The sequence below is a fragment of the Photorhabdus namnaonensis genome (assembly GCF_001684335.1).
Classification (GTDB): Bacteria; Pseudomonadota; Gammaproteobacteria; order Enterobacterales; family Enterobacteriaceae; genus Photorhabdus; species Photorhabdus namnaonensis.
The window spans coordinates 242,771-265,464 of sequence record NZ_LOIC01000088.1 but is presented as its reverse complement, the minus strand read 5'-3'; the positions used below and the strand labels follow the sequence as shown (position 1 = coordinate 265,464).

The 22,694-nt window shown below is 47.9% G+C and carries 5 protein-coding genes; all 5 read right to left on the bottom strand.

Features of this window, described 5'->3' with window-relative positions:
* Positions 1 to 25 precede the first annotated feature (25 nt).
* The 5 genes from Phpb_RS27315 to Phpb_RS20185 are packed head-to-tail and all read right to left on the bottom strand — an operon-like array spanning position 26 to position 22,665.
* The gene (locus tag Phpb_RS27315) at positions 26 to 2,959 is read right to left on the bottom strand and encodes a salicylate synthase (RefSeq protein ID WP_065391921.1); all 2,934 of its coding nucleotides are present in this window, start codon (positions 2,957 to 2,959) and stop codon (positions 26 to 28) included.
* On the bottom strand, positions 2,959 to 3,756 hold the full coding sequence (locus Phpb_RS20200) for a thioesterase II family protein (RefSeq protein ID WP_240492629.1): 798 nt from the start codon (positions 3,754 to 3,756) through the stop codon (positions 2,959 to 2,961). Before Phpb_RS20200 ends, Phpb_RS27315 begins: the two co-directional genes overlap by 1 nt.
* Positions 3,756 to 4,853, bottom strand: a complete 1,098-nt coding sequence (locus Phpb_RS20195) for a Gfo/Idh/MocA family oxidoreductase (protein ID WP_065391920.1) — start codon at positions 4,851 to 4,853, stop codon at positions 3,756 to 3,758. Before Phpb_RS20195 ends, Phpb_RS20200 begins: the two co-directional genes overlap by 1 nt.
* On the bottom strand, positions 4,850 to 16,567 hold the full coding sequence (locus Phpb_RS20190) for a hybrid non-ribosomal peptide synthetase/type I polyketide synthase (protein WP_065391919.1): 11,718 nt from the start codon (positions 16,565 to 16,567) through the stop codon (positions 4,850 to 4,852). Before Phpb_RS20190 ends, Phpb_RS20195 begins: the two co-directional genes overlap by 4 nt.
* Complete coding sequence (locus Phpb_RS20185; protein WP_065391918.1) at positions 16,567 to 22,665, bottom strand: non-ribosomal peptide synthetase; 6,099 nt, start codon at positions 22,663 to 22,665, stop codon at positions 16,567 to 16,569. Before Phpb_RS20185 ends, Phpb_RS20190 begins: the two co-directional genes overlap by 1 nt.
* Between the last annotated feature and the right edge of the window lie 29 nt (positions 22,666 to 22,694).

Sequence of the window (22,694 nt, the reverse complement as noted above, 5' to 3'; positions counted from 1 at the left end):
GGAAGAAAAAGTGTTATTACCTCATTTACTCTTTTTTGTCGGCATAACGGCGAACGTATTTCATAATGCAGTCAAGTTTTTCACAGGTTTCCTGCCATTCTCTTTCTGGTTTGGAATCTCTAACTAATCCTGCGCCAGCCTGGAGCCAACAGCGCCCCTGATGCTGATAGAGAGAACGCAATACCAGCGCCGCGTCCAATTTACCTGAGCTATCTAATAACATGACACAACCGCTATAAAGTCGGCGTGGTTCACTTTCGTAACGTGAAATTGCTTGTAAAGAAGGTTTTTTGGGTATCCCCGAAGCGGTTACCGCCGGGAATAGGGCGATAAATGCATCCCAACGATTTTTATCTGTTTGTAATAATCCTTTTACCCGTGATGCCAAATGTTGTACTGAACCCCGTTTACGAATCGCCATAAATTCTGATACACAAAGTGTGTCAGCCTGACAAATCGGCGCCAACTCTTCTAATGCCAATTTGGCCGAAACAGCATGTTCGGAGATCTCTTTCGGGTCAGAAAGCAAATCTGCTCTCAACCGTTGATCCTGATCTTTATCATGTGTCAAGGCTCTGGTTCCAGCCAATGGTTGTGTACTGACCCAACCTGAACCATCTGCTTCAACCACGGTTTCTGGGCTGAAACCATAAACAGAGAAATCTTCATCCCGTAAGAAGAAGGAGCGGGCAGGTGTGTTAGCCTGACGGCCTAACCAGTAACTGTGTGGCATATCAATGCCTGAACCAAGTTCAACCCGACGTGACAGGATCACTTTCTGGTAATGGCCCACGGCAATATCCTTAACCGCATTGGCGACGTTATCCTGATAATGTTTCGCCGCGTCTGGCTTATTAATGATTTCCATATCTTCTGTACATGAGAAAACGGGTGTGCCTAATTGATCAGCCTGGCTAATTTTCTTACTCAATATAGTTAGTTGACCTTCTTCGAGGGTTCGTATCAGAACCTGTCCTTGAGTTATGCGTAATTCATGCTGTGGAATAGTGATTTTTATTAACGCTTCGTTTTGTTGTTCTAATGGCAGCCCATAGGTCATATGGGAGAATTCAAATAAAGTTCTTCCGTAGGCACGCCAATCCTGAATGGGGAGAGCATTAAGCGCCTGTTCAAGTTTCTGGCTCAATGTGCTGATATCGTATGGATGACGATTACCTTGTGAATCAATCAGTTGCCCTGATGCATCCGCACTGATGGTCGCTTCACAGCCTATCCCCAACGACCATTCACCTTTCACTTCATAGAGCATATAAGGTTGTGCCTCGTTGTCTGAAAGCAAATGCGTAACCAAATCTAGCGGAGTGCTGGTAATAACAACCGTTTGTTCATGATATTGCCGCATTGGACAGCCATGTTCCGCTTGTGCCATCTGTACCAAGCGGCGTTTATCAATTTTTCCCACTGTAGTTAACGGCCAATAGGCGACAAACAACCATTGGTCAGGAATTTTATGACGCTGAACCCCTCTCTGCTGTAGAAATTCCTCTATCTGCGCCGGTTCAGGCTGATTGCCGTTGTTAGGTAAACAGGCACAGATTCGTTCACCCAATAGCTCATCGGGCACAGCAATGACAACAGCATCATCAATGTCAGGGTGTTGCAGCAACAAGGTTTCAACTTCCTGGGTCGAAATTTTCTCACCACTGCGGTTAACCTGTTCTTTAATGCGTCCCTCAACGATCAGATTGCCATCTGAGGTCATACGAACCAGATCGCCGGTACGATAGAACCCATCGGTGGTGAAAGCCACGGTATTATGCTGCTCTGCACGGTAATATCCCGTAATGGTGTAAGGACCTCGTGTAATAAGCTCTCCCACCTCGCCAGGTGCTACAGGTTGCAAATTAGCATCAACAATTTTGATCTCATCTTCTTCTGATAACGGACGCCCTTGGGTATTAATGATGACCTCATAGGAATCATCCAATCGGGTATAACAGAGTAATCCTTCCGCTGTACCAAACACCTGCTGCAAAGGCCCAAGGCGTGCTATTACCTGTTCCGCTAGTTCTGGCGTCAACCTGCCGCCTCCCACTTGCAAACAGCGTAGGGATGAAAGATCGCTTTGTTCCCAGTCGCGGGCCTGTTCCCAGAGCCGTGCCAGAGCCGGTACTAATGCCAGATGGGTCACTTTGTGTTGCTCGATTAACGGCATAGCCTCATCACAACTGGCGGTATCGCTCAGAAGGACACTTCCGCCTTGGGAAAGGGTACCCAAAATACCGGGGCTGCCTAACGTGAAGTTATGTGCGACAGGCAGTACGGCCAAATAAACACTTTCCGTATTTACTGCGCACAAGCGAGCAGAGAGTACAAAATCATAGGTATAAGCATCATGAGTACGGGGAATTAATTTCGGTGTACCGGTCGTTCCCCCTGAAAGCAATAAAACAGCAATATCACCATAGCTTGGACCAGGAATATTTACCGGTTCATTATCAATGGATGCCAATGCGGTAAATTCTTCCGCTTCTCCGTCAACAATAATGTGTTTCAAATCGGGACAAGACGCCGCAATTTCTCGGGCCATTTCCCGGTAGTCAAAATCATGGATGCAATCGGGGATAATGTAAGCAACCGGGCGGGCAATCTGGCAAAGGGCATGAACGTCATGTGTCCGCTGTGTCGGCATTAATAACACCGGGTGAGCGCCTAACCTAAACAGGGCAAAACAGGTAACGACAAAAGAGATACGGTTAGGCAGTTGTACCATAACGTTATCCCCACGACATATCCCACGACGAAATAGTCCGCTGGCTAATCTCTCTGCGGATTGGTGCAATTCACGGTAAGTGAGTTGTTGTTCTTGATAGATCAGTGCTGTTTTATCGCCCCAAATACCAGCCCACCCGGCAAGTTGTTGGTCTAGCGTTTTGCCATTCCAAAGATAGTCTGGCGTCAAAGTAAGTGTTTTCCCTGGAATAGAAAAAGGTGCCATTATGCAAACTCCTGTACATATTGTATAAATTGTGTAATGTGACGAATAAAACTTTCAGGTTCTTGAGTAATATAAAAATGGTCGCCTACAACCTCCTTGTAGCGATATGAAAGATGTTGATCCCCGTCTGCAAGCCATTGCCGCCACTGCTGAACTTCTATCGCAGAAGCCTCTTTATCTTCACTGCCATAAAGCAGTAATGTTGGTGTTCGCAATTTTACAGCGTCGGTCTGAATGGGCCGACAATAACGTTCTGTAGCAAGAAAATCGGCCCGTAACATCGGTAAGAACAGCTCAAGCAAGCCGGGATCTTCTCGCAAAATCGGGCTACAACCGCCGATATCAATCAATTGTTCAAGAAACTCATGATCAGGCAACCCGCTAAGCTGGCGGCGAGATTGAAGATGAGGCGCATGGCACCCCGAAAGTACTAGCGCCTTAGGTGAACAGTTTTGTTGCTCAAGGCGTTGGCAAGTTTCAAAAGCGACTTGCGCCCCCATACTGTGACCGACAAGTATCAGGTTTTCTCTCTGTGCGGGGGTGAATGACACCATCAAGTCAGAAAGTGATTGCGCCAATGGCGCAATACTGGCAGCGGCTTTTTCCGCCATACGGCTGTCATGTCCGGGATAAATCACCAATGAAGCCGCTATATCTAAATTTTCCAATGTGGGCCAGTGGCGGAATGCACTGGTACTGCCCCCGGCAAAGGGGCAGATTAACAACGTGTATTTGGGTTCGCCGTGAGTCGTCAGACACGGACGAATCATCGGATGTGTAGGGAGTGCCCACGTCATCAATATTCTTCCTCAGTTAACATCAATTTTGCTGGCTCAATCCAAACAGGGGACGGTAAATCCTGAGTAATAGGCTCTCCCATAATGCGCAAAATTTGTTGCCATAAACCCGCTAACCGCAGTTGGTAATCGTAAGCAAAAGCAGACGGGCAGGGGGCGCCGTTCAATACAGAACTCAAGGTATTGAGTAGCAATGCCACACCTTTAGCGCCATCACATTCAAATGCCGTCATCCAGTTCTTGGTGGCCGGACAAAGAATTTGTGATGTTGTCTGGTGCAAATAGTTACCATCCGGCTGACTGGCATTCAGATAGAGGCTTTGTTCACTATTCAGATGGTCAGGAGCATGAAGGACGGGTGTCCAAATGACCGGCCCGTAACTGGCTTCCTGTGTCAGATAACCGGCAGGCCAGATTAGCGTCATTTTATGCATCACTAAATTGTGCATATCTGGATCTCTCGGGTCCAAGTAGGATTGCACGTTTAACGTTACGGTTGTTCTTGCGAAGCTAAGTTCAAAGCAATGAAATGCACTGCTTCGCTGACCAACATAGACTATCTCCATCTGTTCCGGACAGTGACATGCCTGTAACAACAGATCGAGCGCGGAAAATAGCAATTGGCGACTGGTTGTCAAATAACCACTTACCGGACGCTGCTGTGATAAGTGACTAACTTGCCCTGCCGCGTGTAACCAACTTCTTCCAGCATCGCATTGGCTATAAAAGCTATTTACCCAAAACACTGCATTATGTTTTTTGGCGGTTAATTGATGTCTTTTGATGGCCTCAGTATCAAGGGGATGTTCCTGAATGACAGAAATTCCACGAGCCAAAAGTGCTTGAGTGAGCTGATCGCCTTTGCCGCCAATCACTTCTGCCCGAATTACCACACAGGCAATATCAATATCATCTGGTAGCTCATCTAATGAGCAGAATAGCGGCACATTAAAGTCACGAGCAAGTTGCTGCGAGCGAGCACTGCCCTGAGCTAAAATGCCAGCCAGTTCCAGACCAGACTGAGGTTGTAAGAATGCATTAAGATATAGTTCGCCAAATTTCGAACCGACAATCAGAACCCGCCGTGGCTTTATCATATGTTCTCCTTAACAAAATTAGTGGTTGGTACTAAATTCAAGATATCTTTCAGACAAGTAACCAATGAGCCAACATGTTCATGTTGGAACAAGGTGTAATGGTCGCCCGCAAGCTGTGTCACATTGACCGGACCAAAAGCCTGCCAGCCCAGATCGCTTGAGGCGATGGTGGTTGGATCGAGATAATCCATAAAATCAGGTAGTGCCTGTGCTGCCCGAATAAGCCAGAAAGGCTGTGAAGTGTGTGGAGGGCAGTAGTTAAGCAATGCATTCAAGTTATAGCGCCACACGTCATAAAGTGCGTTCAGCGAGCTATCAATCTGTGCAGATTGTGGCAAGGCATCGTGCAATGCATTAAGGAAAGTCTTAGTATCGGCAGCGATAACATGATTATCCAGAGTCAGACTTGGGAATTGTCCCTGCAAATCGAGCAGGAAATGACGATGACAAAATGTTTCATCCAGCGTCAGATCAGTGCGCACATTTGGCGCAAAGCTGTCAATCAGGATGCATTGAGAAACACGTTCATCCATCGCTCGTAGTTGATGAGCCATTTCATAGGCCACCAATCCACCGAAAGACCATCCTGCCAAAGCATAAGGACCTTGCGGCTGGAAGGCTCGGATTTGACTAATATAGTCAGCCGCCAACGCCGCTACGGAAGGGGTATCTGTATTTAAATTATCCGGGGAAAACGCCAGTCCAATCAGGCGTTGATCGCCGAAATTGGCCGCCAGATGGCGATACCCCAACAGATGTCCACCAATAGGATGTACGATAAACAGGGCCGGTTGCTCAACACTTCCCTTGTTCAATATCACTCCTTGGCAAAGGCTTTCTGGCTGATGTTCAATAAATTCAGCTAATGAGTGTACGGTATCGTAAGTTTGTAGCAAGCTGAGTGGGTATTGACGGTTAAACGTCTGATTAATTTTCACCATTAACCGCACCGCCGCCAGAGAATCACCGCCTAGCGTAAAGAAACTCTCATGCACATTGATAGCTTGTTGTGCCAATACCGATTGCCAAAGGTCCAACACAGCTTGTGCTGTCACACTGAGAGCAACGGATGATGTTGGATTAGTTTCCTGTACTTCCTCAACCAAGGCGGCTAATGCGCGTCTGTCAATTTTACCGTTGTCGGATACAGGTACCGTATCGAGAATGATAAAGCGCTGTGGGCACATCCAGGCAGGCAAGGTCTGCTGCAACCAATGAGGCAGAATCGGTAAGAGTTCTGTAGATAGCGGTGTTTCATCAGATAAACGCACACCCGCGACGAGTTGCAGTGCTCCCGTTGACGTAGTATGTGCAAACGCTAACGCTTGTTGTATATCCGGGTGCTCGCATAAGCGATGTTCAATCTCGCCTAACTCAATCCGGTAGCCACGAACTTTAATCTGGTGATCATTGCGCCCCAAGAATTCAATATTACCGTCTGGCCGCCAGCGCCCTAAGTCACCGGTGCGGTACAACCGTTCACCGGTTTGAGGATGAGTAATAAAGGCTTGGGCAGTTTTTTCTAAATCAGCCCAGTAGCCTAGTGCTAACCCTTGTCCACCAATATAGAGTTCCCCCGTTACCCAGACCGGGCAGGGTGAAAGCGTTGCATTGAGCACATAGAAAGTCTGATTAGCCAGTGGTTTTCCATATGGGATGCTGCGCCAGTTTGGATCAACCTGAGCAATAGGATAGGCAATAGACCAGATTGATGCTTCGGTTGCACCGCCCAAACTGAGAAGATTCAACGCAGGGTGAAGGGCAGATAATCTTTCCGGCAAACTGGTCGGTATCCAATCACCGCTCATCAATACCCAACGCAGGCTATCCAAAGAATGTGGATAATCTCTGGCATACTCCTCAAGCAGTTGTACAAATGCTGGAACAGAGTTCCAAACAGTGACCGATTCTTGCTGTAACCACGTCAATAATTTGTCGGGTTGTCGGCTGTCACCGGGAGAAGGAATAACCAGTTTGGCCCCACAACTTAAAGTACCGAACAGATCATAAACTGAAAGATCGAATGTCAATTCTGAGATTGCCAGCACGCTCTCATGTTCATTGAGGGCAATACGTTGGTTAATATCAAGGATGGTATTAACGGCTCCTTGGTGATCTATCATCACGCCTTTCGGTTTGCCAGTAGAGCCTGATGTGAAGATCACATAAGCTAAATCCTCAGGGCAGGCAGACAAGCGCTGCTCACCAGTATTTTTCGGCAAGCAGTTAAGTAATGTTTCATCCAGTGCGATAACCTGTACACCATCAGACCAACTCATCTGTTGAGCAAACTTAGGTTGAGTTAATACAGTCTCAACTTCTCCTGATGCCAATAGCTGATGAATGCGCTGTTGCGGGTAGCTGGCATCAATAGGCAGATAAGCCCGTCCCGCCAATAAAATCGCTATAACCGCGACAACCTGTTCCCAACCCTTTTCCATCACCACGCCAATCAGAGACGAATGCTGATTTTCTTGCGCTAGTAAATGAGCGGCCAGCGCCAGGCTTTGTGACCACAAAGTTCGGTAATCGATTTGACGATAAGCATCGACTACAGCGGTACGTTGTGGGTAGCGGCTTACCGCCTGTTCGATTAACGAACAAAGCGTATGTGGCGGAAAAACATTCTTTGTCGCATTACTGTTTTGGCACAAAATCTGATCATTTGCCGGGAGCCACTCTGGCAGTGGGGCGTTCCATTGGTAATCAGGTTCAATCAGGGCAGCGACGCTAGCCTGATAATGAGCAAACATATTTTCTGCAACTTGTGGCTGGAACAGTTGCGGCAAAATTGCCCATTGAATGATAACGCCACCATCTGAGCCGGAAATCAGCATACAGTCGAGATAAACATGCGGTGTTTGCGCGCCAAAAAGATTCAGCGTTCCCAACCCTGATGGCCCTTGACCCGCAGTACCGGTTGTATCGTTGAACACGATCGGCATACCGGCGTTCAGATTGTGACGGTGCTGATTTTTCTCTCTGAGTACTAATTGACCATCAAATAGAGCATGTTGCAGATCAGCTAACCACTGTTTCTGTATCCGACTTACTGAGTCACTGAATCCTGTGCTGTTGCGTAAATCCACTTCCAACAATGACGTGGTAGACAAATTCCCCACCAACGTATCGCAATGTTGTGGCATAAGCAGCCGGTTGCCATGCAGAACATTGATGGTGAAATGCTCGCTGTTGCTCCATACCGCCAGAACATGGGTGAATAACGTCAACATAACCTGTGATGGGGACACTCGGTACTCTGCTGCACGTTGTTGCAAACGTTGCCACTGTTGTGGGCTGATATATCCCGTCAGACATTGTTGATTAAGCTCTTGTGACTGATGATCTTTTAACGGCAACTCCGGTGCATCAGGCAGATAAGGTAAGCGATTAAGCCAATATTGTCTGCTTTGTTGCCAGGCTTCCCCTGTTTTCTCATCATCCAGTGCTTGAATATAGTCACTAATAGTCGCGGCCGGTGGTTCTGGCTGCCAATTGGGCTCCTGATACCCGCGTTGCAAATCACTTAGAATTAACGTCAGACTTTTGCCATCAGCGACTAACAGATCGATAGTCAAATGCAATAGATGTGTCCGGTCATCAATATGATATAGCGTCAAATCAAACAACGGCCAGCTATCGCTAGGAACACCTTTAGTACGCAGGGTATCGCGGGCATCAGCGAGTTTTATCTCGCGCTGAGCAGACATCATGCTACGGCAATCGATTACCGTCGGGGTATAGCAGGGAACTTCCGGCAGAATATGATATTGCCCATCCTTCACATAGCCACGTAATTGCGCATGATGGTTGATTACACGGTTCCAGGCAGTAGTAAAACGAGGCAGATCAAGATTCTTGATAGCCAGTTCTGCATAGAAATGAGCGATACCGTTACCAAACTGGAACAGTTGGCTTTCGCCCAACCAATAAGCATACTGCAACGCAGTCAGTGGCAGCGTCTGTTCCGATGCTGGCTTAGTCTCAAGTGGAATAGCCTGTGTAGCGGGTGTTGTTTCAATTGTCCGCAAAGTACGGCAAAACTCACTCAACTTAGGATGTTCAAAAAGCTGTTGCAGATTTGCTTGTTCGTAACCTTGACGACGCAATTGCACCACCATCCGGGTAGCAATTAAGCTGTCACCACCACTCTGGAAAAAGTCACTGTGACGCTGTATTGGCTGAGGAAGCAGTGAACACCAGAGCGCGATTACCTGCTGTTCTATTTCATGGAGCTGGTCATCCGCCGTTTCCGGTTGCTCTGTTTCCGAAGTTGATGACTGTGCCGCGCTCTCTTTAGCGGTCACGATCAACGGCAATTGTTCTTGCTGTTGAACATGCAATGAGTAAGGCAAAGTAGAAAATTGTGCTGCTATTTCACTGACATTAAGCCGCGCTTGCCGTTCAGCACGCGCCAGAATCAGTTGTTGATGCAGTTCTGGCCCATCTTGCCCCGGCCATTCCAATGAAACCCGATAGCCAGATTTCTCCAGGTACTTACGCCAGTCCGCAAGCTCCATTAATGCACTATCACCGCGATCATCACTCCAGGCATTAATACCTTCAATAAAGCCAACACTGGCGAGTTGCATAGCGCTTTCACGTTTAGTTGATTCAATAATCAACAACCATCCCCCGGTTTTCAGTAACCGTGACAGGCGCTGTAGGGTGTTTTGCAAATGGGTTGCATCATGCAACACATTAACCGCCATAATCAGGTCATAACCGGATTCTGGATGCTGGCTAAAATTAATACGCTGGTTAATATCGAACAGCGCAAATTTTACGGTTTCACCATAGTGATTAAGTAATTGGCGTGCATCATCCAGGAATAGCGGCGAAACATCGGTAAAGTGGTAGCTTTCAATCGATTGTGCATTATGCTCAAGTACCTTCGCTGAGGTTGCACCGGTTCCTGCGCCAACTTCCAGCATGGTGAAATGTTCAGATACCCGACTCAATCGTCGGATAATTTCAGCGGCAGTTTGGTTCAGGCACCGTAACGCTGGATTCTCGCTATAGAGGCTGGCAGTAGTCTGTTTATCGGCAAACAGCAGTTCCAAAGCATTACCTCGCCCGGCAAGCAGGGCGTCATGTTGCTCGATACATGTCGCGACATAACGGCTAATGGTTTGACACCACACTGCGTCGTCCAGCTTTGCCGTAGGAGCAGGAACATGATTCAGCGGTTGCAAACAGCGGTATCCACCAGCGGTTTTTTCAATAAATCCGTGGTTGTTTAATAACGTCAGCCATTGGGTAAGAAGACGCTGATACTGTGGTGCCAGTTGTAAACGTTGTTCAATCTCTTCACGAGAGTGATATTGCTGAGGATAAGTAAACAGGTTATGGCGCAATAATGTTTGGCTCAAGCCAAGTAATGCTTGCTGTTCAATATATTGCCAGGAGCGTTCAAACGCCTGTTGTTCGGTTAACTCAGGCAGAGGTAATAGATCGGTGTTTATCGCCTGTGGTTCTGATAACTGTAATGGCAGATTATTTTCCGCCACCAGCCATACATTATAACCTTGCGTGTCGTCCTGACGTGGCTGAATTTCTGCCAGCCGGATTTCAGGTTTAGCACGCAGATATTGCTCGGCCTGACGCAATTCAGGTTGTTGCGGCCAGAAATCATAACGTGCATGGCCAGAAGGTGGTGTATGAAGATCATAATGTTCTATACGGTCAGATTGTCGGCAAATTTGCACTAACAGCGCGTTATAAGCGGCAAACAGTGCTTCAATAACCCCCGGCGCCAATACATCATCCATGCAGTACCAGTTAAACAGTAGATCTCCATCCACTTCCATGACCTGATGATCCAACCAGACTTGCGGGGTTTGACTCAGCACAAAGACCGGATCGCCCAGTAACTGGGTGATGGATTGTTTGATAGCGACGCCTTCTTGCGCCATTCCTAACATACTGGTGAAAACCACCGGCGTCAGCGGTTGTCTGCTTTGAGTTTCACCACTTTGTTGGCGACCGAGTTCTCGCAACACCTCAACACCATTGACATAGTTATGGCTCAGTCGTTGCCATAACAAAGCTTGGGTTTTCTCCATGCTGGCACGCAGGGAAGTTGTCTTGCGTAAGTCAAAATCCATCAACATGACGGAGGTAAAATCACCAATCAGATCTTGAACCTCTGGATGGAAAGGTTGCCGGTTGAAGAATGTCAGATTGAGGGTAAACAACGGATGACGGCTGTACCATTCCAGCGTATGAGCAAACAGCGTCAACAGACCGGCGGAAGGAGTCACTCCCCATTGTTGCCAGCGTTGTTTAAGCATTTGCCAATCAGATTGTGTTAATCGACCTTCATAAGTCGTGAATTGTGGCTGACTACGCTGAGGCAATTGTGGATTCAGCGGCAATCTTGGCGCCGGCGGCAACGAAGGTAATTGTTCCTGCCAGTATGCCCATGATGCCCGCCACTCTTTACTTGCCCGTTGAGCTTGTTCCGCCATTACATAATCACGGAAAGTAAACACCTGTGGCATCAGTGGTTGCTGGTGATAAGAGCGTTGCAAGTCGTCCATCATGATTCGGAAACTCTGTACGTCAAACTGCAACAGATCCAAATTCATATGTAAGCGACAATGCGCATTCGGTAACAGAGAAACAGAAACCTCAAACAACGGCCACTGTTCTGCTGGAGGAACCTGATAAGAAAGTGTATGGCGACGCTGAACCAATGCCTGTTCACAAGCTGTTTCATCCAGCATACGCAAATCATCTTGCGATAAAACATACCAAGGCGTTTCAGGCAAGATTCTTTGCTGTCCATCTTCATCCACTATCATGCGCAACATGCCATGACGCTGGATCAAAGCATTCCATGCCTTCTCAAAACGCGGAATATCAAAACGATCCAGTGTCAGATCCCACTCAAATAAGACGTGACAAGCAACACCGCCAAAATCAATAGCCTGAGTACGACCAATCCAGTAAGCATGCTGAATAGGCGTTAACGGGAATGGAGCGTGACGTTGGGCACCGTCAATAATGATCTCAGGCTGAGAACAGGCTATTGGTTGTTCAGGCAACGCGTCGCCAATAAGCCAATTAAGCCCCGCCAAAGTCATATTCTGATAAGCCAATTCGGCAGTGAGTCTGAAACCAAATTGCTGGTGGATCACTGCATTTAGCTCTAGGAACAATAGGGAATCCAAACCGAATTGCAGTAAATCCTGTTGTGGTTCCAAACGTTCAGGCTGTTCTAACCGCAGCAATGCAGCGACACGTTGACGCAACCAATTAAGCCGTTCTTCACTATCCTGATACAACGTGTTATCGACAGAGTGTGAAGGAGCAGGGGTTGCCATTGGATGGCTATGGTCAATATTAGCCTGTAAACGCCGCGAAATATCAGGATGATGCTCATCCAACCGTATCGCCAGATAGCAAGGAGAGGCGGTACGCAGAGATTGATTAAAATGCCAGATACCTTCATTGACGCTGAACGGCAACATGCCATCTTGTGCCAATTTTTCCACTAATCGCCGATCGCGGGCCATACCAACACCACCCCAAACACCCCAGACCAGTGTTTTTACCATCAACGAATTCGGTGCTGTCAGCGCCAAAGATTCCAGATAAGCATTGGCAACGGCATAAGCCCCTTGTCCTTGAGCGCCTAGCATTGATGCAGCAGAAGAATGAAGCAACAGATAGTGTGCATTATGTTGCTTAAGGGCAGTTTGTAACGCCGATGCACTCAGCGCTTTTACTGATAACATCTGAGACAGACGTTGAGGTCCAAGTTCTGCCAACCGGGTATGATCAGCGATACCCGCCGCATGAATTGCCCCGGCGATACCATCCTCTTGTGCCAACTTCTGTACTGCGTTTAACAAAGCTGGCGTATCAGTAACATCAACTTTAATCCAGCGTATCTCACATTCAGTATTCAGTGATAACTCTTGAACAAAAGCGTCCCAATCCACATGTTGACGGCGGGCAAATACCGCAATTCTACGTGCGCCTTGGGCCAACAACCAACGGATGGAAATCTGACCAACTCCGCCCATTCCCCCGGTCACGATATGCCAACCCTGATGGGGAATCGACATCGGCTGTTGAGAAAGCAGTAAGGATTGGTGTTGTAAAACCGGCACCGAGACTTGATTGCCGCGTACTCTCAGCCAACGGTTACGTTCACTCAAATAGCCAAGCGCTAATGACAAAGCATCAGCATCGTTGATATCAGCAATATCAATCGCTTGAATACGGCGATGGGGATATTCTTCAACTGCGACACGTAACAATGCCCAGACAGCATACTGAGCTGGGTTGATATTCTCCGGTGATAAGGTAGTTTCCGGTTGAGCGCAACAGGTGACAAAGGTTAGTGATGTCGCTTCATCACGTTTTAATTCGGTAATAACCTGATCGCATAATTCAAGTACATCATTGCCTTCAAGCAGTAATAAAGTATTTCCGCCTTCTGGTTGTAAATGAATACCCGCCTGACGCCAACGATTGACAATCTCGTCATTCGCTGTTGAAGAACGGAGAGTATACGCTGTTGAAGATCTTGGGTTATCTGTGGTGTTTATGGTACGCCAGTGTAGGGCATAGTGGGTGTCAAGACACGGTTGTGGCGCCGGAAGCCACGAGTTAGTCATAGCTTGTGTCGCCACAAACTGGCGCGGCAAATCGCAACGAGCGCTTAACAGGGCAAACAGACGCTCACCGGCATAAATCAAAGCCGGGAAAGCAGTGAGTAAATTTGCCTCTAATAATCTGCGTTTGGCATATGGCAAGGGACGATCAGGACGATACATTTTACTCGCCGTCGGCCCAGAAATTTCCCGGTAATAACCTTGCTGAACGCAATAGGTTAATAACTGTTCCAACAAAGGACGCCAACAAGGTTGCAGTCGGCCAGCCCGAATCGTGTCGATGGCCCCGAAACCTTGTTCAGCATCACGCCCATGACATTGATATACCAATGCATCGGTATACAACACGCGTAGTGTCGCAGCGTCGGGGGTTTGCTCAATGGCAGGATCGAGAAGAGCATTGACATCAAGTCCAGCATTGATATTGGTTGCGGGCGGCACAGATTGGGTAGCAGGGAAGTGGTAATGCTGTTCATCAAATGGATAGAGGGGGGCGTGGCATTTTTCCCCAGTGAGTGGGAAAAGGTGCGGCCAGTCAAGATGCACACCGGCACAGTAAAGTTGCATAAGCGCCGTTTGCTGAGCTGTCTCTGGAGAGCTTTGACGCTGTACGCCAGCAATCCAGGTTTCCTGTGGCAGACTGACACGCCGCCCGATACCGGTTAATTGTGCATCAGCCCCCATCTCCATAAATAATGTCGCCCCTTGCTGGCGGGCAAATTCAACAGCCGGGTAATAACGTACCGTCTGACGCATATGGTTACGCCAGTAGTCCGGTGAAGCCAATTGTTCAGCCGTTGCAATATTGGCTGTCAGGGTAGAAATCAGCGGAATTTCCCCCAATGCAGGTTGCAACTGGCTACAACGCAGAGAAAATGCCTCCAGTACGCCATCAAGCATGGCTGAATGTGCTGCACAAGCAACATTAAGACGCTGGCAACGAATCTGCTGTTGCTCCAGACGTTGCGCCAAAGTAGCAATTTCCGTCTCTGTACCGGCCCAAACCCAGTGTTGTGGGCCATTGCAAGCCGCCAGATCTAATGCCAGCGAACGAACGAACGGAAACACATCTTCTTCATTGGCAAAAACCGCCAGCATTGCCCCCCCTTGGGAACAACTTTGCATCAGTTTGCCTCGTACCGCTACTAACGGCATCACCTGTTCAAGTGTGAAAATCCCGGCAGCAACGGCAGCGGCAAATTCACCGACGGAGTGCCCCAGAACATAATCAGGCTTCAACCCAAGCGCCCGCCAATGTGCCGCCAGTGCAATTTGATGCGCCACAATTGCCGGTTGTGCGTATTCTGTGGTGGCTAAGGCGGCATCATGCTCTCCGAACATGACTGCTTTTAATGGCAGTGCCAACTCTGATGTACAGGCAGCACAGCAACGATCCAACATAGCGGAAAAAATAGGAGAGCTGGCATACATGGCTTTCCCCATTCCAGACCATTGACAACCCTGACCACTAAATTGCCAAAGTTGCTTACCTTCGCTATTGACTTGGCCACTGAAAATATTTTGTGTTGGATTTTTGTTGGCAAAAGTGGATAAATTTTCAGCGCTTTGTGGCGTTAGCGTCAACGCTAAACGCCAGGGTAATGAGAGATCACGCCCCTGTAACGCGGTCCAGGCCAGATCGGCATGATGCTCTGGTGCATCATTGAGGGCGGTCGCATAACATTGTGCCAATTGACGTAATGAAGATTCAGAAGCAGCAGAGAGCAATAAAGGCGAAGTCTGCGCATGTTGAACACGGTGACGACGTAATTCCTCTGGCAATGATTGCACTACAACATGACAGTTGGTACCGCCAATACCGAACGAAGAGACACCTGCGGTTCGTAATGCTTGTGTCCAATCCTGTCCTTGCGTTGCCAACCTGAACGGACTTTGTTCCAACCGTAACGCCGGGTTGGGTTGCTGAACATTGATCGTCGGTGGAATATAGCCATGCCAAACAGACAGGACTGCTTTAATTAGGCTAGCAATACCAGCAGCCGTATCAAGGTGGCCCATATTGCTTTTTACTGAGCCAAGATAACAAGGCGGTACCGCTACACTACGGTCAAAAAATACGCTACGCAACGCGTCAACTTCTATCGGATCGCCAAGGGGTGTGCCTGTACCGTGTGCTTCAATCATGCCAACATCATCAATACTGACATCGGCCAGTTGAAGCGCTTCGGTAATAACACTACGCTGACCGTTAACCGAAGGGGCAGTAAAGCCAACTTTCTCATTGCCATCATTATTAATTGCACTGCCACGTAACACGGCCATGATGGGATCGCCGTCGCGCAGCGCATCACTCAGGCGTTTTAGTGTGACAACGCCAACACCGTTGCCACCATAAGTGCCATTTGCCTGACTATCAAAGGGACGGCAATGCCCATCAGGCGAAAAGATCATTCCCGGCTGATATAAGTAACCACTTTCTTGAGGGAAAGAAACCGCCACACCACCGGCTAACGCCATGTCACACTCACCGGCACGTAGGTTTTCACAAGCCATATGCACAGCAACCAGTGAGCTTGAACACGCTGTTTGTACCGTCAGTGCCGGACCTTTTAGGTTTAATTTATAAGCGGTACGTGTCGCAAGATAATCTTTATCGTTACTGATTAACGCTTGAAGTCCTTTAACTTTGCCGACATCGGTCATGGAAAATTGTGACCATGAAGGCCAAGTACTGACCCTGCTACTACCAAAAACACCGGTTTTCAGGGGGACATGGCGTGGCGCATAACCAGCATGTTCAAGCGCATGCCAAGCGGTCTGGAGAAAAAGACGCTGTTGAGGATCGAGCATCTCCGCTTCCTGACGTGAATAACCAAACAGCGAGGCGTCAAATTGTTCCGCCTTTTCTAATATCGCTGCCCGATTGACAAAATTTTCACTTTCAATAACTTCAGGAGGAATACCTGCATCTAATAATGTTTGACGGGCGAGTGGCGCAGTACACTCAACTCCGTGTTGCAGGTTATACCAGAAAGCATCGCTATCTGGCGCCTGCGGAAAGCGGCAGGCAAGGCCAATCACTGCGATAGGATCGCAATTATCGTAGTGAGGCGTTAAATCAGTCATTATGCAGCTCCTTTATGACGTTTTTCCCGTTGTTGCAGACGCTTTTGTTGTTGACGCTGACGAGGAGTGATCGACAAGCGATTTCCATCGTGAGAATCCTTCCGGCAGCGTAAACTGAGCGTCTCTGGTGTTGGATAAGCAAATAAATCAGTCACGGCAAGATGATGAAAACCCGCATGTTGTAATTTGCTATGCAATTGAATGAGTTGTAGCGAGCTGGCTCCTGCCTCAAAAAAGTTTTGTTGTACGTTAATAGGATGATTTGTTATGGATAAAAATAGATGTTGAATTTCGCTGCATATTTGTGGGTCATATCCCTCTGAACGCAGTGATGGCGCAATAGCGACAGAACTATTGTCAACCATCACGGATTGTCGGCGCGGCATCAGTTGTTCCAGTACTGCATGCCAACTTTCTGGCTGTGCCGCAAGGGTGCGTAGTAGCGTCATGTAGCTATTGAACATGTTTTGCAACTGACGCGGTTCAAATAATTCTTCAACAGCATCCCAATTCAGACAAAGTTCATTGTCAGATTCATAAACCTGATGATCCAACCAGATTTGTGGCGTTTGGGAAATACCCCAAACGGGTTTCATCCACGATGAATGCGATAGGAATTGCCCTTGATGTGTTCCCAATGCACTGGTGAAAACGACCGGCATAATGGCAGCGTCAGGGCCGCGACTCTGCGCCAGTTCACGCATCACTCTGATTGCTGAAATGTGACGGTGATCAAGATCTTGCCAGAGCTGTTGTTGCAATCTACGGGCGCTTGATAACCAATTTTTCTCCGGGCGCCATGCCAGTAATGACAACGAAGTGAAATCACCCAGAATGTGATTAATATCTTCATGCCAGTGTGGACGATCGAAAAGGGTAAGGTTGAGCGTTAGCTCCGGTTTAGTACTGAACGCAGACAGGACCGCTGCATAAGCCGCAATTAATAACGCGGAAGGGGTTATCTGATAAGGAGCGGCATGTTGTTTTAACTGACTCCATTCATATGCAGATAACCGATCGCTATAGCGCACAAAACGGGGCGATTGAACATTTTCTGGGGCAATACGCAGTGGCAATTGTGGCGCCAGTGGTAATGTTTTCACTTGCTCCTGCCAATATTGCAACGAACTCTGATGTGTTGGCGCCTGTTGCTGACGTAGTACACAATCCCGGAATGTAACTTTCAATGGCGGCAATTCGTGTTGTTCATCAAGATAGAGCTGTTCTAATTCAGCCAGCAATATCTGCATGCTCAACCCGTCTAATAGCAGATTATCCAGACTGACAAATAGCCGGGAGACCATCCCATCGTCTTGAGCAAGCTGGAAATCGAACACCGGCCAGTTACCGACATCTAATACCTGATGTGAAAGCTGTTCACGTAATGTATCTGCCTGCGTAATGTCGGTGAATTGATGTTGTTTGACAGAGAACGGCGAAACATTTTCTAGTATCTGCTGCTGACCATTGACAACCACTGTTCTAAGCATTGGATGACGCTGGATCAGACGATTTAACACCCGATTTAAACGTTGAACATCTAACCGTTCTATCCGATATTCGATAAAGAAGTGCGCACCAACACCACTTAAAACAAAACCCGGGTAGCGCCCAACCAAATAAGCCTGTTGAACTTCCGTGAGTGGGAAAGGATGGTGTTCATTTTGCTCTTTCGGCAGAGCACACTCTACTGATGAAGTTTCAGTCAAAGGAACCAGTGTAGCCGCAAACGCAGCCAATTGCGGGTTACGGAAAAGATGACCCAGTTCACCTTTGAAACCTTGTTGTGTCAGTTCACCAACCAAACGTGTAGCCAGAAGGCTATCTCCACCAAGTTGGAAAAAATCACTGTCACGACCCAGTTGCTCTGTATTGAGCAAACATTGCCAAATCCCAGCAACGGTTTGTTCCACCGCATTCAACAAAGCCGGCGCGGTCTCGGTTTTTGTCGCGGACTGGAGTTCTTGCGACAATGCTTTACGATCAATTTTGCCGTTAGGTGTCAGCGGCAAACGAGGAATGATATGCAAGCGCTGTGGAACCATATATCCCGGCAGATGTTGTGCCAGTACAGACTTAATTTTTTCCCGATCGGGAATGGTGACACTGTAACTTGCTTGCATCAATAACACACTAAGGTTGCCGATGGTAATTGGCGTTTCGGCCTGTAGTGGTAATAGTTGTGGCAATAGCGATAACCACTGTGACGCAGAGCGTAATTGAATACCTTGAGGTGAAAGCAACTCAGTCGTAATCAGGGAGAGAGACGATGCTTGTTGCAACTCCATTGCCAATATCAACGCGCCAGGTTGAGCAAGCGGTAGCAATTCCTTGACACAACGTGTGGGATCTTCTTCCCGATGTAAAACATTATTTAGCAGAATAATATCAGCCTGATGTCGCAGCGACTCAGGAACTTGTTCAGGCCAACTTTGTTTAGACCAACCTTGCACTGATGCATGAACATAACCGCTTAACCGTGTTTGCGCCTGATTGACCAGTGCCTGAGAACGTTCAAAGCCGAGGTAACAGAGATGCTGATCAGTAATATGCTCTGCCAACCACTGCGCACAGCGACCGCTGCGAGCATCAAACTCCATCAAAGTCACGGGGCGTTGTAATCGCAGAGAGAGGGCAGTGATTACCTGTTGCAATCCGACCAACCATTGTTGGGTTTCCGGCAACACAAACAACTGTTGTTCCGGTGCAAATTGTGGATCATCAAGCAATGTTACCGCTGCCTGTCGCCCGGTAAGAATACTACGTAGCATAGAATGCCAGCGTTCAGGGATATCTGCTTCATTATTAATAGAAGATGATAATCCGGCCTGATATACATGCGGTGTAGATTCAGTCAGTACTTTACATTGGCAAAGATATGCCAACATACGGCCAAACCAATCATGGTATTCCGGTTGGGGCTGATAGCGCTGCAAGCAATCTGTCAGTGATTGTGGTGAAGTAAAAGTAATACCGTGACGAGATAGGTGTTCCAACAAGAACATTGCAACTTGAGGTTCACTGCTATCCGCAGTTATTGCATGCACTGCGGGGAACAGCTCGCGATAGCCAGCGGGTAACTGCGGCGCACGATTTACCCGTTGGCATAAAGAATCACCTTCCAATTCAAGGAACGCCACCAGCGATTTCTCTTTTTCGCCACTGGCGAGCGCCACTCCTTTGCTGATTCCGGTTATTTGATTAAGGGCCGCATCAATTTCCCCCAACTCAATTCGATAACCCCCAATTTTTACCTGACTATCACGACGTCCCAGAAATTCAAGCCAGCCTTCAGGATGGTAACAACCCAGATCACCGGTGCGGTACCAACGTTCCCCTTGATCGACAACAAATTGCGCGGAAGTGCGTTCTTCATCATTAAAGTAGCCTAATGCAACACCTGCGCCACCAATCCAAAGCTCACCGACAACCCAATCAGGGCAATCACGGCCATCTTCACCTACCACACGATAACGCTGGTTAGCCAAGGGATAGCCATACGGAATAGAGCGCCACTGTGCTGCAACTTCTCTGACGATATATTCGTTTGACCAAACAGCCGCTTCTGTAGCGCCACCCATTGCACTCAACACACCATCAGGATTGAATGCCCGGTAACGTTCAGGCAGTGATAAACCAATCCAGTCCCCGGACAACATCACGGTACGAAGTACTTTCGGTGCATCCACTTCCATCCCTTCACAATAGGTCAGTAACATGTCGAACAGTGCCGGTACGCTGTTCCATATCGTTACGTTGTAACGAGAAATCAACATTTCCCAGGTTGATGGATCACGACGCTGTGCTTCATTAATTAATACCAACGCGCCTCCCGCCGTGAGAATACCGAAAATGTCATAAACGGAGAGGTCGAAATGTAGGGCGGAGAGTGCTAATAATCGGTCGTTACTTTGAACCTGATGACGACGATTAATATCCAGACAGGTATTGAGTGCGCTTTGGTGGCTGATAACCACCCCTTTTGGTATACCGGTTGAGCCAGAGGTATAGATAATATAAGCCGGATCAGTCACCGCACGCTTAGCCATGTTTGCCAAAGGCGGCCATTGCTCATCTTGATGCCAGGAAACACAATGTACATCTTGCGACCAGTCATCATATTGTTGTTCAGGAGCAATGATAACGACACGAATTCCAGCACTTTCGCAAATAGCACGACGTCGGTTTACTGGCTGATCAACCGGGACCGGTACATAAACGCCGCCGACATAAAGTATCGCCAATACCGCGACAATTTGTCCGACGCCTTTTTCCATGCTAACGGCAACCCGATCTCCCGATATAACCGACATTTTTTGCAACACGGCAGCCAACCGGCGAGCGGCCAAACTCAATTCACCATAACTAATTTCCTTATTATTAGTCACCAAAGCAACAATATTTGGTGTACGTTCTGCCTGTAAGAACACACCCTCATGCAGAAGGGCGTTCGGCAAAGGTTCAGTTGTGTCATTGATCTGATGCCGAAGCTGGTATTGCGATTCAGGCATCAGATCCGGTAATTCTTCACTCCACTGGGTGGCGTTTTCCATTAGGTTCTCAATGAATCCCTGATAAGCGGTAAACAAGGTATCCATTAGCCCATTAGGGAAGAGCTCATCATTGCTATCCCACTGAATATTCAGCATGTTTTCATGTTCAAATGCAACGAAATCCAGCCACACCTGAGGGGTTTGTGATATTCCCCAACTTGGTTTTCCCAGAACATCACGGGTATTTTCACCATATAAAGGTCGGCCTAAATTGCTGGTAAACACAATTGGCGCCCCATGTGGATGGCTACCGCGTTTTTTAAGTTCACGTAAAACTTCTACACCAGACCAGTGGCGGTGTTCGTAGGCTTCGGCAAATGTTGCCTGCGCGTCTTGAGCCAGTTGGCAGAATGGCAAATTATCAGCGGGAATATCTAACAGCAGAATATTAGTAAAATCGGCCAGCAGGGCATCAACCGCGGCGTGCAATGGCGCTCTATCAAACAACGTCAGGTTAAACAACAGACGGGGAGCATGGTTCCAGCGACATAATAAACCGGCAAATGCGGTCGCCAATGCCATCGTTGGCGTAACACCATTTTGTTGAGCAAGTTGTTTAAAACGTTGCCAATGTTCAGGAGCCAAGCGGAAACATCTGCGCTGAATGCGGACATTTTTTATTAGCGAAGGTTCCTTAGCCAGCGGAAGTTGTGGGGCGGGGGGAAGGGTATCTAACCGGTTACGCCAAAATACCTCTGCTTCTTGTCGAGCCTGAGCAAATTGCGCCTGATATTGCGCCAGGTAGCTGCAAAAATCGTAGTCAGAAGGGATAGCTGGTAAGTTACGTTTGACAATTAATGCCGCCAGTTCAGTAAAGAACAGGCTAAAACTGGCGGCATCCATGATCAGCAAATCAATATTCGCGTGCAACCGGTGCTGATTCTCACCAAACAGACTGAGCTGAATATCGAACGTTTCCCCTTGTTCAACCTGTAATACCCGATGGCTTAGTTGTTCACGTACATTGTTCAGCGCTTGTTGCTGTTCGTCCACTGTCAAGCTGCGCAGGTCATGAACTGTTAATTTTTTCCAATAAGCGTCGGTCATACCTTGCTGGCGACCATCTGGCAAAAACCGTACTCGTAACATCGGATGTCGCTGAATCAACCTATGAATTGCCGCTTCCAGTTGTTCAGGTTCCAGCCCGATACCATCAAATTCTTGATATAAATGGCAACCGACTCCTCCCAACGTCTGTTCCGGCGAACGCCCAACAAAATAAGCATGTTGTACTGCGGTCAGAGGGAACGGACGCGCATCTGCAATCAGTGGTTGCGCCGCATCAGACTTAGGTGCTGTGTGAGTAACCGGCGCATGACGTTGCAGAAGCTGGCTCCAGGCATACAGTGTGGGTTTTTGATAAAGTTCACGCAAAGTGACGCGATATCCTTGACGCCTCAACTGATTTAACAATGCCATCATTTGCATTGAGTCCAGCCCTCTGCGAATTAAATCGTCGTTATCATCCACCAATGTATTTTTTTGAGTAAACAGGCCAGATATGATCTGACGCAGTGAATCTGGAGAGACAAGATCCGTGTGCATGAAGATATCCTATAAATAATGACGGTTAC

Coding starts and splice junctions, on each gene's coding strand:
- Phpb_RS20195 (WP_065391920.1), bottom strand. CDS start 4,853: ATGATAAAGCCACGGCGGGTTCTGATTGTCGGTTCGAAATTTGGCGAA.
- Phpb_RS27315 (WP_065391921.1), bottom strand. CDS start 2,959: ATGGCACCTTTTTCTATTCCAGGGAAAACACTTACTTTGACGCCAGAC.
- Phpb_RS20185 (WP_065391918.1), bottom strand. CDS start 22,665: ATGCACACGGATCTTGTCTCTCCAGATTCACTGCGTCAGATCATATCT.
- Phpb_RS20200 (WP_240492629.1), bottom strand. CDS start 3,756: ATGACGTGGGCACTCCCTACACATCCGATGATTCGTCCGTGTCTGACG.
- Phpb_RS20190 (WP_065391919.1), bottom strand. CDS start 16,567: ATGACTGATTTAACGCCTCACTACGATAATTGCGATCCTATCGCAGTG.